The following is a 12,958-nucleotide window of genomic DNA, read 5'->3' as shown; positions in this document are numbered from 1 at the left end:
TCAGGCCGGGCCGGAGCCGAGCAAGACCAGTGCGGCGCGAGTCAGTGTGGGCGCCAAGGCCGGTAGCTCCTGCGGCCCGGATTCGATCAGGGTGGCCCGGACTCGATCGTCGATGCCGCCGAGCAGCACATCGATGAGTCCGGGATCGGGTTCGGCGCGAACTTCGCCCGCGCGCACACCGATTCGCGCCGCCGCCACCATCCGATAGCCGAACATGCGGTGCGTGCGGGCCCGGCGGGCGATGAGTCCCGGTCCGGCGGCGAGGGTTTCGATATGCAGCGCGCGTGCGGCGGCCGGCTCCGCGGCCAGGAACTCCAGATACGTTTCCAGCGTCGTGCGCACCAGCTCGACGAAGGTGTCCGCACCCGATTCCGTGACCACCCGGTCGAGTTCACGGGTGATGACGTCGACCGCGAAGTCGAAAGCGGCGGTGAAGCATTCCTCTTTGCTCTCGAACAGCCCGTAGAACGTGCGCCGGGCCACCCGGGCCCGACCGACGATATCGGTGATCGTGGTCGGGCCGTACCCGAGTTCGGCGACCGCCTCCAGAGCGGCGATATATAGCCGCTCGCGCTGTGACGTCACGACTTCGTCCCGGGTCAAGCGATGCGGCCCTCGGGGCAATCGGTCCGGAGAAGCGCTGGTCAAGACGGTCATAATGCCGACGATTCTGCCACACCTGGAACTTTCGCCCGGAAATTCTTTCCGGGTGACAAAGACTCAGTGCAGCGCGCTGCCCTGGACCCACTCGTCCCAGGGCACGCCCCAGTCCCCGTTCTGCCAGACCTCGAGCGGTGCGCCGCCGGTATTGCGGACCTCGACCACATCACCCGGAATCGCAAAATTGTAGAACCACTGGGCATTCGCGAGGCTCAGGTTCAGACAGCCGTGCGAGAGGTTCTGGCTGCCCTGCGCCCAGACCGTGGAATCGAGCTGGTGCAGATAGATGCCGTCGGTGCTGATGCGGGTGGCCCAGCCGATGGCTTCCTTGTAGCCGAGCCGGGAATTGACCGGCAGACCGTAGGTGGAGGAGTCCATGATCACCGGATTGCCCTTGTCCATCACGGTGTAGATGCCCGGCTGGGTCCAGAAGCTCAGCGTCTTGCCCGCGATGACCTCGCTGCCACCTCTACCCATCGAGGTGGGCATGGTGCGGATCAGGTTGCCGTTCTCGAAGACCTGCACCTGTTTGGTGTTGTCATCGGCAATGGAGACATGCGACGGGCCGATGGTGAAGGTGGTCTTGGTGTCCTCCTGGCCGTAGAGGCCGCCGCCGAGGTCCGCGCCGTAGATGCTGGCCGTGGCGGTCACCTTGGTGCCCGGCGCGAAATACTGCTGCGGCCGCCAGTGCGCGTTGCGCTTGTCGAGCCAATACCAGGAACCCTCGACCGGCGGGTCGGTCGTCACCGAGAGCCGCTTCTCGGCAACGGCCTTATCCGGGACATCCTCGTCGAAATGCGCGACCACGACGGTGCCGACACCGAAGGTGCCGCCATCTGCCAGCGGTGTGCCGCCGGTGGTGGTCATATAGACCTTGGTTTGGTTGTTCGGCGCCAGCGTGCTGAAAGTCGAGGTGGTCGGCCCGACGCGGCCGGTGATGGTGAGGCTTTCGGCGCTGATCGTGTAGGTGTGCCCGTAGCCGAGCGGATCGACGGGCTTCCACGCCGTCTTGTCCGGGGTGTAGATGCCTTCGATCGAACGGCCCCCCTCATTGGTGAGTTTCACCGAGGTGAGCATGCCGTCGTTCGCGGTCACCACGACCGGCGCGAGCGGATCGATATTGTTGCCACCGCCCGGCGTGATGACTATCGGGGGCGGCGGCGGTCCGGCCTGGGTGGTCGGCGCTTGCGACTTCGATGAACATCCGGCGACGAGCAACATCATCACCAATGCAAAACCCGCAGCTGCTCTCCACCGGAAGCGGCGACTCGACATGACTCTCCTGTGTTTCGCCGTGCGTTCCCTGCGGCGCACCTACGACGTACTGGCCCGTGCCGTAGTTTACCGGCCATTTCGGGCGTGGTTCGCCGCCGCGGGTGTGACCTGCGCGAACATCCGGCCTCAGTTGACGCAGGGCACGCTGCTGCCGATCGTGGTCGCGACTGGCTTGCCCGCATCGGGTGCGGGTGTGACGGAGGTGGTGGTCGCGGACGCGCTGGTGGTCGGCACGAGTTCGGTGGGCATGGTGAAATCGGTGCCCACGACCACGCTGATGTGGCCGGGTTCGACATTCGGCGATACGGCCGCGGTGAGGCCGAGGATGTCGCCCAGCTGCGCGGCATCGGTCTCGGCGCCGGTGCCGTAGGTGATGGTGGAGGTGGTGCGGGTGGTGGTGCTGTCCAGCGTGCCCGCCGTATAGCCACGCTTGGTGAGAGCGGTGGAGAGTTGGGCGGCCCGGCCGGTGTATCCGCTCGCATTGCGGACATCGACGATGCTGGTGGGGGCACGCGTCGAGGTGGTCGGCGTGGTTTCGATGCCGAAGGCGGCGCGCACTTCCTTCTTGATGGCCGCCGGATCGACGATATTGACGTCCTGACCGTCGATATTGTCGTAGCGCAGCACCGGCAGTGTCCGGAATTCGACCGAGATCGAGCCCGCCGAACCGAGGTCGCGGGCGAAGTCGAGCAGGTTCCAGCCGTCGGACAGCACGACATCGCGGTGCGCCACATCCATGAGTCCGGAGAGCTTGCTGAAGTTGGTCAGCGTGCCCGCGTCCTTCAGCGATTTGGCGACCGAGGTGAGGAAGGCCTGTTGGCGGTGGGTGCGGTCGAGGTCGCCGTTCTCCAATCCGTGGCGTTGCCGCACGAAGGACAGCGCATTGGCGGCATCGAGATGCTGCGGCCCCGCGGGGAAGACGGCGCCGGAGTAGTAGCTGTCGTTGACCGCGTGGTTGAGGCAGACATCGACGCCGCCGAGCTTATCGGCCAGATCGTAGAAGCCGACGAGCGAGATTTCGGCGAAGCGGTCGATGGGGACGCCGACCAGATTGCGCACGGTCTGCACGATCGATGCCCGTCCCGCCTCGCGGCCCGCGCGTTCCAGGGCCACCTTGTCCTTCATGCCCGAGTTTTCCAGCTTGGTCTCGGTGGCGGCCTTCTTCAGCCCGTAGGCCTCCTTGATCTTGGCGTGGTCGTAGCCCGGAATGCCGGAGACCGCGACATAGTCGTCGCGTGGAATGGAGAACGCGACGATCTTGTGCATATCCGCGGGAATATGCAGCAGGATCAGCGAATTCGCGTTGTAGCCGCCGTTGTCGCCGTCGCCGGCGTGCAACTGGTCCAGGATCGCCTTCGGCAAGTCGTTGCCGTCGAGGTCCTTGCGGGTATCCAGGCCGATCAGCAGGATATTCAGATCGCCGCCGAGTGAGCGTGGTGCGTCCTTGCCGATCGCGTCGGTGTGGGTGAAGCCGCTATCGAATTCGTTCTTGGCGGACCAGGCGAATCCGGTGCCGGACACAACGGCGAGAGCGGCGATCGATGTCAGGACGCGCATTGCGATCTTTGCCGCTTTGCGCGCGCGATGGGGTTTCGGTTCCGCTCGTCGGTGCGCTGCTCGCCGGTTCCCGGCGGGGCGAGCCTCGGTGATTTTGGGAAGCTCGACGGTGTCGTCATCCATGGCGGCGGCCTAGGTCCCGGGTCATTCTCGCCGCCTCAGCTTTCGTCTCGGGTCACGACACAGCGCATGTCCGGGTCATACCCGCTGACGACTAGTTGCACCCGCTAGTGACTGCTTGCAGGTCACTCGAAAGGGCCTGCTCAACCTTCCCAGTGTTACCGACACCGCTCGAGGCAGGCAAGAATCAGACATTGTGATCTGCACAGCTTGACGATCTAGTCTCGTATACATGGCTGCTCCCGTGTTGCTCGTGCTCGGTGCCGGTCCCGGTGTCGGGCTGTCCGTCGGCCGTCTTTTCGCGCGCGACGAGTATGTAGTGGTGCTGGCGTGCCGGCTCGGCGCGGAGGCCGAGCCGTTGGCGAAGGAATTGCTGGGCGAAGGTTTCGCTGCCGAAGGTGTCGGTGTGGATCTGGCCGATCCCGACGATGTCAGTCGAGTTGTGACCGAGGTGGGCGAGCGGCACGGGCGCATCGACGTGCTGCATTTCAATCCGAGCATCTTCCGGCAGGCGGATCCGCTGCGGTTGACGGTCGCGGAGTTGATCGAGGACTTCACGATCGGCGCCGCGGCGCTGCTGCCCGCGGTACAGGCGGCACGGCCGTTCTTCGCCCCCGGTGCGCGCGTGCTCGTCACGGGTAGCGCGGCGGCGGATAAGCCGTGGCATGAGGCGGCATCGCTCGGTGTGCAGAAGGCGGCGGTGCGCAATCTCGTCACCAGCCTGGACACCACCATGGCGCCCGACGGTTTCCGCGCCGTCGCGGTACAGATCAATGGTGTGCTCGGCGAGGGTGCGTTCACCCGGGAGCGGGTCGCCGCGGCATTGCACGCCGCCGCCGTCCGCCCCCTCGACGACTGGACACCGCATGTGTCCTACAACGGCTGAGCCGACAAGACATTCCGACCAACGACGTGCGGCCGAGCGGGTCGCGACGAAGGAGGATGGATGCGGTGGTCCAATGTAGCGACGGCTTTGGTTGCCGCACTGATGATTTCGCTGCCGCATCTCGCGGCGTCCTCGGCCCAACCGGCCGCGGTGCACCCCCAGGTGTTGCAAGCCAGGCTGGATGACCTGGTCCGTTCGGCTTTCGTTCCAGGTGGGCAACTGGTCGTGACCGCCGACGGCGACGCGACTCAGATCAATAGCGGCGTCGGCGATCTCGCGACGGGCGCTCCGTTCCCGGATGACGCACAGGTTCGGATCGCCAGCAATACCAAGACATTCGTGGCGACCGTCGTGCTGCAGTTGGTGGGGGAGGGACGAGTCGAGCTGGACGCTCCGATCGAGCGTTATCTGCCCGGTGTTGTGCGCGGCCCCGGCGGCGACGGGAATCTGATCACCGTCCGAAGTCTGTTGCAGCACACCAGCGGTATCCCGGATTATCTCCTTCGATTGGACTGGGGGTCGGTCGAGTCGTTGCAGCGGTACCAAACGGCGGATCAGCTGATCCGACTCGGTTTGGATATGCCCGCGCTGTTCGCGCCCGGCTCGCGTTTCAGCTACTCCAATACCAATTATCTGCTGGCCGGAAAGCTGATCGAGCAGGTCACGGGACGGCCGCTGGGCGTCGAGGTGACCTCCCGGATCCTGATTCCGCTGGATCTCCAAGACACCTATTGGCCCGCATTCCCGCAGGAGAACGTGATTCGCGGTCCACACCCGCGCGCATATCAGATCTTCAACGGCGCCCAGGTCGACATCACCGATATCGACCCGGGCTGGGGCCTGGCCGATGGCGCGCTCGTCTCCACCGATGCCGACCTGAACCGCTTCTTCACCGCCCTTCTCTCCGGAAAACTGCTTCGCCCAACCGAACTCGCCGAAATGCAGCACACCATCCACGGCGGCGACCCAGCCCTTCCCGACGATGTCGGCCTCGGCCTGTACCACCGCACCAACGCGTGCGGCATCGATATCTGGAGCCACGGCGGCGCCATGGACGGCTTCTTCGTCTTCGGCGGCTACACCCCCAACCGCGCGATAACAGTCAGCCTCAACCAAGTCCCACCCCTGTTCGGCCTCGGCTACAAGGGCGCCATGGACAGCCTGGTAGACGGTGCCTTCTGCGGGTGAGGGGTCAGTTCTGCGGTACTACTTCGGTGCGGGCGGCACAGGTTGGGTCGTCGTCTTGTCCGCGAACCGGGTGGTGCCGTCCGGAGACATCATCGTGTTGACGTAATCCACACCGGAGGCGATCAGGACCGGTCCGCCGATGGCGATCGTGCCGATGATCCCGCCGAGGGCTGCGCCGGTGGTCAAGCCGAGGATGCAGCCTGCGGCAATGGTGGCGACACATCCGACGACCGCGCCGATTGCGGTGCCGACGAAGCCGCCGATCGCCGTGGCCAGGCCGAACTGCATGGCGAATTCATCACGGGCACGGTTGTTCTCAGCCATCGATGCGACCGGCTTGATGGCCAGTGGCTGCGAGATGTCGAGTCCGGCGGGCTTCTGCGGCGCCAGTTCCAGTACCGTGCCGTCCTTTTCGACGACCGGCTTGACCGGAATGTCGGTATCGGCGGCCCGGAACCGCAGCGGCAGCGTAAGGACGACGTGACCGTCGGTGTCGGCCAGATCGACGACATCGACCACGTCGGCGATATCGGCGGCGTTGCCGTCTTTATCGACCAGCGTGCCGTCCTTGTCGACCAGCCGCCCGCCGCCGCCGGCCGCGAGCTCGCTTTCCGCCGCCTTGGACAGGGTGAAGGTGCCGTTGCGCACGCTGGCCACCACCGTCTTGTCGACTAGCTTGACCGAGTAGGTGATGTCCTGCCGCGGGGGCGCGGCGACCGGCTCGGCATGCGAAACTCCGGCGCCCAAGGTCACGGCACCGATGACAAGGATCGCCGCCGCAGTGCTATCGCAAAGCTTCATTCGGGTATTCCGTTCAGTCATCAGATTATTCGCTCTTCGCAACGCCCCGTGCAGGCTCGGCTCGCCTGCTCGAGCAACTCCCCGTGCAATGTACTCGTATGCGCGGCAAGGAGGTCGAGGGGAGCCTAGCCGAGCCTGCGGTGCGAAGCGACCGTATTCGGAGCGAAAAAATCGATGCCAGCTATGACACGGTTACTTCCTTCGGTGTGTCGACCTGCGGCGCGGGCCGTGTCCGCAGCAGTAGCAAACCGAGTAGTGCTGCAGCGATGCTGAAGCCCGCACTGATCCACGCGCCGGTCGACATGGCGTCGGTGAACGCTTCCTTGGCCGGTTCGACATATCCGAGTTGGAATGCGGCGCCGATGGATTCACGTGCGGCATCGGGTGCGTCTTCGGGCATATGCGACGTGAACACACCGGCCAGTACGCTACCCAGGATCGCGATGCTGATCGCCATGCCGACCTGCTGCAGCGTGTCGTTCATGGCCGAGCCGACGCCCGCGTGCTCGAGCGGAATGGCGCTCATGATCGCGGCATACGCGGCCGGACCCGCCAGACCGCCGCCGATCCCCATGACCAGCATGCTGGCCAGCACCGCGAAATATCCGGAACCGACGGCCAGGATCGCGAACGCCCCGCCCATGACGAGCAGACCGGCGACGATGAGCGTCTTATTGCTCAACTTCTTGCCCAGCGTCGCACCGAGACCGTTGCACACCGCGGCGGCGACCGCATACGGCAGCAGTGCCAGCCCCGCCTTCATCGGCCCGTAGCCGAGTACGAACTGCAGGTACTGGGTGAGCATCAGCATGATCGCGCCCATGCCGAACACCATCAGCAGCAGCGTGCAGCAGGTGCCGGTGAAATCGCGATTGCGGAACACCGCCAGCGGCAGCATCGGATGCGCCGACCGGCTCTCCCAGACCACGAACGCCAGCCCCGTGACGACGGCGAGTCCGATCATCGGAATGTTCCACTCGCGCTCGATGATCACGTAGACCGTCGAGGTGAGCGCGACGATGGACAGCAGCACGCCGATCAGGTCGACCGGCCGCTGCTCACCGGTGGATTCCGGCATCAGCACCAGCGCGGCGACAATCGCGAGCACCGCGACCGGGATATTGAGCAGAAACACCGAACCCCACCAATAGTGCTGTAGCAGAAAGCCGCCCAGCGTCGGCCCGAGCACGATGCCGACCATCGACACGGTGGACCAGGCCGCCATCGCCTTGCGCCGCTCGTCCTCGGCGAAGGTGGTCATCAGGATGGACAGGGTCGACGGCATGAGCAGCGATCCGCCGACGCCCATCAGGGCGCGCGCCCCGACCACCTGCCACGGCTCGGTGGCCAACACTGCCGCAAGCGATGCCGCGCCGAACAGTGCCAACCCGATCACCAGCATGCGCCGCCGGCCGAACCGGTCGGACAGGCTGCCCGCGGTGAGCAACAGTCCGGCGAAGACCAGGACGTAGGCGTCGAGGATCCACTGGACATCCGACGGCGTCGCGTCGAGTTCCCAGATCAAAGACGGAATGGCGATATTGAGCACGGTGCCATCGATCATCAGCACCAGCAGAGACAGACAGAGGACCCCCAGAATCCACCAACGGCGAGGATCTCGTACAACGTTCGATTCCACTCGAACACCGTACGATAGAATCGCACAATGTGCGAGGGAATTATGCTGACCGGGTGACCAAGCAGCAGTTCTCCTCGGTGTGGACCCGCGAGCCGCGCCAGCCGAAGGCGGCCGGACTGCGCCGCGACCAGATCGTGGCCGCCGCAATCGAGGTATTGGACGCCGACGGACTCGCCGCGCTGAGCATGCGAAAGCTCGGCGCGAAGCTCGATGCGGGCGCGACCAGCCTCTACTGGCATGTCGCGAATAAGGATGAACTGCTCGAACTCGTCCTCGACGAGATCTGGGGTCTGATACGAATTCCCGATCCGGACCAGGCCTCCTGGCGTGAGGTCGTCACGACCTACGCCTATAACTTCCGGCTCACCATGCTCGACCACACCTGGGTGACCGCCTTGATCGGCTCCCTGCCGAGCGTCGGCCCGAAGGCCTTCGAACTCAGTGATCGACTGCGCCGCACCTTCATCGACGCCGGATTCACCGGCGTCGATATCTACCTCGCGAGTGGCACTGTGACGAGTTATGTACTCGGACAGGTCATCCCGGAGATCACGGCGGCGAAGGCATTCGGCGACAAGGGTTTCGACAAGGAGATGGTGCTCGACGTCATGGACGAACTCGCCTCCGACTACCCGGAGATGCTCGCCGACTACCGCAAGATGCAACCCGCCGATTATCAGACCGCCCGCGCGATGGCCTTCGATTTCGGTCTGCTCTGCGTCATGGACGGTCTGGAATCACGGCTGCGCAAGTGACCCCTCGGGAATAGATGGCGATACGGCCCTGTTGGTTGCCATATCCACCAAATAGGTGTCAGACTTTCCGAGAGGAGGCGTGGTGCAGTTCGGAATCTTCACGGTGGGCGATGTGACGGTCGACCCGACGACGGGTCGGGCCCCTACCGAGCACGAGCGCATCAAGGCGATGGTCGCGATCGCGCGCAAGGCCGAAGAGGTCGGCCTGGACGTATTCGCCACCGGCGAGCATCACAACCCGCCGTTCGTGCCGTCGTCACCGACCACGATGCTCGGCTATATCGCGGCGCAGACCGAGCGGTTGCAGCTGTCGACGGCCACGACACTCATCACCACCAATGATCCGGTGAAGATCGCCGAGGACTTCGCCATGCTGCAGCATCTGGCCGACGGTCGCGTCGATCTGATGCTCGGCCGCGGCAATACCGGTCCGGTCTACCCGTGGTTCGGCAAGGACATTCGCGAAGGCATCCCGCTGGCGATCGAGAACTATCATCTGCTGCACCGGCTCTGGCGCGAGGATGTGGTCGACTGGGAAGGCCGCTTCCGTACCCCGTTGCAGGCGTTCACCGCAACGCCGCGACCGCTGGACGGCGTACCGCCGTTCGTGTGGCACGGGTCGATCCGCAGTCCCGAAATCGCCGAGCAGGCCGCCTATTACGGCGACGGCTTCTTCGCGAACAATATCTTCTGGCCCAAGGAGCACTTCCAGCGCCTGATCGAGCTGTATCGGCGCCGCTTCGAGCATTACGGCCACGGCTCCGCCGACCAGGCCATTGTCGGGCTCGGTGGACAGGTGTTCATGCGCAAGAACTCCCAGGACGCGGTGCGCGAATTCCGGCCCTACTTCGACAATGCGCCGGTCTACGGTCACGGTCCGTCGCTGGAGGATTTCACCGAGCAGACGCCGCTGACCGTCGGCAGTCCACAGCAGGTCATCGAAAAGACCATGACGTTCCGGGAAAGCTTCGGCGACTATCAGCGACAGCTGTTCCTGATGGACCACGCCGGTCTACCGTTGCAAACGGTGCTGGAGCAACTCGATCTGCTCGGTGCGGAGGTAGTTCCGGTGCTGCGCAAGGAGTTCGACGCACTGCGTCCGGCCCACGTCCCGGATGCGCCGACTCATGCGTCATCGGTCGCGGCTCGTGCCCAGGACAGCACTGTGGTCGCGCAGTGACTGTGATCTCGGAATTCGCCGATCCGACCTGATCGCCCCGGTGCAATGGCGCACCGGTCCTGAAATGCCAGAACTGAATACTCGTTCGATGTACAAGTAATTGAAATATCAACCACATGAGGAGACCGACAATGTCGACCAGCACCGCCAAGGATCTGACCGCGGGCACCTGGGTCATCGATCCCGCCCACTCCACCCTCGGCTTCACCGTGCGTCACCTGATGGTCAGCAAGGTCCGCGGTCGCTTCGCCGACTTCTCCGGCAAGCTGGTCATCAATGAAGACGGCACCGCCTCGGCCGAGGCCGAGATCCTGGTCGAGTCGGTGACCACCGACAACGAACAGCGCGACGCGCACCTGCGCACCGCCGACTTCTTCCACGCCGCCGATTTCCCCGTGGCCACCTTCAAGTCGACCGGATTCCGCGTCGATGGCGAGGATTTCGTCGTCGACGGTGAGTTCACCATCCGCGGCGCCACCCGCCCGGTCTCCCTCGATGTCGAATTCCTCGGCGTCAACCCCGGCATGGGCCACGGCCCGGTCGCCGGTTTCGAGGCCAAGACCGTCATCAACCGTCGCGACTTCGGCATCACCATCGATATGCCGCTGCCCGACGGCGGCGCGGTGATCGGCGACAAGATCACCCTCACCCTGGAGATCGAGCTCGGCCTGCAGGCCTGATCAGGACCGACGTAGTGCCTTCGCAGCCGCCCGGGGTCACCGACCGGGCGGCTGTACCTACCCACCCCGCCGGCTCCGCCGGCTGCCTTCCCCTGCGCTTACTCTGAATTCCATGTCCAGATTCGACGCATCCACTGTCGAGCGGTTGTGCGGGCTGCTGGCTGGGCGTCGGGTCGCGGTGCTGACGGGGGCCGGGGTGTCGACCGACAGCGGGATTCCGGATTATCGGGGACCGGGGTCGCCGGTGCGGACTCCGATGACGTATCAGCAGTTCGTGGGGGATGCGGCGTTTCGGCAGCGGTATTGGGCGCGCAACCACATCGGGTGGCGGGCCATGGACGGGTCACGGCCGAATGCGGCCCATCGGGCGTTGGCACGGTTGGAGCGGGCCGGCGTCGTCACCGGATTGATTACGCAGAATGTGGATCTGCTGCATACGAAGGCGGGTCATCGGCGGGTCATCGATCTGCACGGGACCTATGCGCGGGTGCGGTGCCTCGGCTGTGCGGCGCTGATTTCGCGGATGACCTTGGCCGAGCGGTTGGAGGCCGCGAATCCGGGTTTCGCGGCTTCGGCGACGGCCACCGGGGTGGAGGTGGCCCCCGATGCCGATGCGGTGGTCGCCGATACCGCGAATTTCCGGATGGTGGACTGCGCGCGCTGCGGCGGCATGCTCAAGCCGGACATCGTGTACTTCGGGGAGAACGTCCCCAAGGAGCGCGTCGCCACCGCGTTCGAAATGGTCGAGGCGGCGGACGCGCTGCTGGTGGCGGGATCGTCGTTGACGGTGATGTCCGGGCTGCGGTTCGTGCGATATGCGGCGAAACAGGGCAAGCCGGTCGTCATCGTGAACCGCGGCCGGACCCGAGGTGATGAACTCGCCGCGCTCACCGTCGACGCCGGGTGCGCGGATGTGCTGAGCGCGCTGGCGGATGCACTGGGTGCCGAGGGCGTTCGGCGTCTGACCGGCTCAGCCGAAGTGGCAGACGTAGTGCAGCGTCGTGAGCGCTTCGATCTCGAATGAGCTGTTGCCCGGCACCGAGAACGATTCGCCGCCGCGGTAGGTCACCGCTTCGGTCTCGCCGGCGAGGGTGACTTTGCACTCGCCCTGGATCAACTCCATGATTTCCGGCTCGACCGTATTGAACGTCAGGGTGGACGGCAGGATGACGCCCACCGACTTCGCGGTGCCGTCGGCCAGCTCGATGCTGTGACTGATGCACTTGCCGTCGAAGTACACATTGGCCTTCTTGGCCACACTGACATTGTCGAACCGCGTCATGATCTCTTTCCCGAGGTGCTGGAGGTGGAGCCGTCAGCGTACGCGACGTGCGTTAGCGTCCCTGTCATGCGGCTTCACGTGGGATGTGCGATGTGGACGCACGCGGCATGGCAGGAATATCAACCGGTTCCGGCCGAGCGGTTGCGGCACTACGCGTCGTGGTGCACCGCGGTGGAAGGCAATACGACGTTCTATGCGACGCCGACGCGCAACACGGTCGAGTCGTGGGCGAAGCAGACCGATCCCGACTTCCGCTTCGTCGTCAAACTGCCCAAGCCGATCACGCACGAGCGCAGGCTGCACGGCGCCGAAGCCGAACTGCGCACCTTTCTGGACGCGATGGAACCGCTCGGATCGCGCATCCACTCGTTGTGGGTGCAGTTGCCGGGCTCGTTCGGTCCGACCGATCTCGGGACGCTGGCCGGATTCCTGCGCGCGCTGCCCGACTCCTACCGATCGGCCGTCGAGGTCCGGCATCCCGCATTCTTCGAAAATGACAGCGCCGCAAGGCAGCTGGAGCAGGTGCTCGCGCGCGTAGGCGCCGAATGGGTGCCCTTCGACACCACTTTGCTTTTCGAAGGACCCGCCGAGAGCGCCGCGGAGGCCGAGGCGCGGGCGAAGAAACCGCGGGTGCCGCGCCGCACGCGAGCGCTCACCGAATTCCCGATAGTCCGCTATCACGGCCGCGATTCGGCCGAGCGCACAGTTGCCGGTTGGCAGCCCTGGCTCGACATCGTCATCGCTTGGCTGCGCGAGGGCCGCTCACCAACGGTTTTCATCCATACCCCCGACAATGCCTCCTCCCTGCACCTCGCCCGTCGCTTCCACGACGAGGTCCGCGCCCGCCTGCCCGAACTCGAGCCGCTGCCCGAACCCATTCCGACCGAGCCGATGACTTTGTTCTGAATATCTCGAATAAGTAACGATTCCGAATG

The 12,958-nt window shown here is 65.0% G+C and carries 13 protein-coding genes; 7 read left to right on the top strand and 6 right to left on the bottom strand.

The annotated features are described in order from the left end of the window. From ACQPYR_RS37065 to ACQPYR_RS37055, 3 genes are all read right to left on the bottom strand, one after another. Window positions 1-657, bottom strand: a complete 657-nt coding sequence (locus ACQPYR_RS37065) for a TetR/AcrR family transcriptional regulator (RefSeq protein ID WP_433623902.1) — start codon at window positions 655-657, stop codon at window positions 1-3. A gap of 63 nt (window positions 658-720) precedes the next feature. Then, complete coding sequence (locus tag ACQPYR_RS37060; protein WP_433623900.1) at window positions 721-1,935, bottom strand: L,D-transpeptidase; 1,215 nt, start codon at window positions 1,933-1,935, stop codon at window positions 721-723. Window positions 1,936-2,061: 126 nt separating this feature from the next. Beyond that, window positions 2,062-3,615, bottom strand: coding sequence for an LCP family protein (locus ACQPYR_RS37055; protein WP_433623898.1), 1,554 nt, complete (start codon window positions 3,613-3,615; stop codon window positions 2,062-2,064). A 229-nt stretch (window positions 3,616-3,844) separates the two neighbouring features. Between ACQPYR_RS37055 and ACQPYR_RS37050 the strand changes: the two genes are divergently transcribed. After that, complete coding sequence (locus ACQPYR_RS37050; RefSeq protein WP_433623896.1) at window positions 3,845-4,498, top strand: SDR family NAD(P)-dependent oxidoreductase; 654 nt, start codon at window positions 3,845-3,847, stop codon at window positions 4,496-4,498. 60 nt (window positions 4,499-4,558) lie between these two features. Continuing rightward, entirely contained in the window at window positions 4,559-5,686 is a 1,128-nt protein-coding gene (locus tag ACQPYR_RS37045) for a serine hydrolase domain-containing protein (RefSeq protein ID WP_433623894.1), read from the top strand. A gap of 18 nt (window positions 5,687-5,704) precedes the next feature. Here ACQPYR_RS37045 and ACQPYR_RS37040 read toward each other — a convergent pair whose 3' ends face one another. Further along, window positions 5,705-6,487, bottom strand: a complete 783-nt coding sequence (locus ACQPYR_RS37040) for a hypothetical protein (protein ID WP_433623892.1) — start codon at window positions 6,485-6,487, stop codon at window positions 5,705-5,707. 181 nt (window positions 6,488-6,668) lie between these two features. Then, window positions 6,669-8,126, bottom strand: a complete 1,458-nt coding sequence (locus tag ACQPYR_RS37035) for an MFS transporter (protein WP_433623890.1) — start codon at window positions 8,124-8,126, stop codon at window positions 6,669-6,671. Window positions 8,127-8,179: 53 nt separating this feature from the next. Between ACQPYR_RS37035 and ACQPYR_RS37030 the strand changes: the two genes are divergently transcribed. The 4 genes from ACQPYR_RS37030 to ACQPYR_RS37015 all read left to right on the top strand — a co-directional run bounded on the left by ACQPYR_RS37030 (window position 8,180) and on the right by ACQPYR_RS37015 (window position 11,765). After that, window positions 8,180-8,881 (top strand): TetR/AcrR family transcriptional regulator C-terminal domain-containing protein, encoded by a 702-nt coding sequence (locus ACQPYR_RS37030; RefSeq protein ID WP_433623888.1) that lies wholly within the window; start codon window positions 8,180-8,182, stop codon window positions 8,879-8,881. Between the two features lie 82 nt (window positions 8,882-8,963). After that, on the top strand, window positions 8,964-10,061 hold the full coding sequence (locus tag ACQPYR_RS37025; RefSeq protein ID WP_433623886.1) for an LLM class flavin-dependent oxidoreductase: 1,098 nt from the start codon (window positions 8,964-8,966) through the stop codon (window positions 10,059-10,061). Window positions 10,062-10,192: 131 nt separating this feature from the next. Further along, the gene (locus ACQPYR_RS37020) at window positions 10,193-10,741 is read left to right on the top strand and encodes a YceI family protein (RefSeq protein WP_433599364.1); all 549 of its coding nucleotides are present in this window, start codon (window positions 10,193-10,195) and stop codon (window positions 10,739-10,741) included. 112 nt (window positions 10,742-10,853) lie between these two features. After that, window positions 10,854-11,765, top strand: coding sequence for an NAD-dependent protein deacetylase (locus tag ACQPYR_RS37015; RefSeq protein WP_433623884.1), 912 nt, complete (start codon window positions 10,854-10,856; stop codon window positions 11,763-11,765). On the opposite strand, the gene ACQPYR_RS37010 is transcribed toward ACQPYR_RS37015, so the two are convergent. Beyond that, window positions 11,712-12,023, bottom strand: coding sequence for a pyrimidine/purine nucleoside phosphorylase (locus ACQPYR_RS37010; RefSeq protein ID WP_433623882.1), 312 nt, complete (start codon window positions 12,021-12,023; stop codon window positions 11,712-11,714). The genes ACQPYR_RS37015 and ACQPYR_RS37010 overlap by 54 nt on opposite strands. 66 nt (window positions 12,024-12,089) lie before the next feature. Between ACQPYR_RS37010 and ACQPYR_RS37005 the strand changes: the two genes are divergently transcribed. Beyond that, entirely contained in the window at window positions 12,090-12,929 is an 840-nt protein-coding gene (locus ACQPYR_RS37005; protein WP_433623880.1) for a DUF72 domain-containing protein, read from the top strand. The last annotated feature ends 29 nt before the right edge of the window (window positions 12,930-12,958 follow it).

The sequence above is a fragment of the Nocardia sp. CA-120079 genome, assembly GCF_050955745.1.
Classification (GTDB): Bacteria; Actinomycetota; Actinomycetes; order Mycobacteriales; family Mycobacteriaceae; genus Nocardia.
The sequence above is the reverse complement of the archived record's forward strand: the minus strand, read 5'-3'. Positions and strand labels throughout refer to the sequence as shown.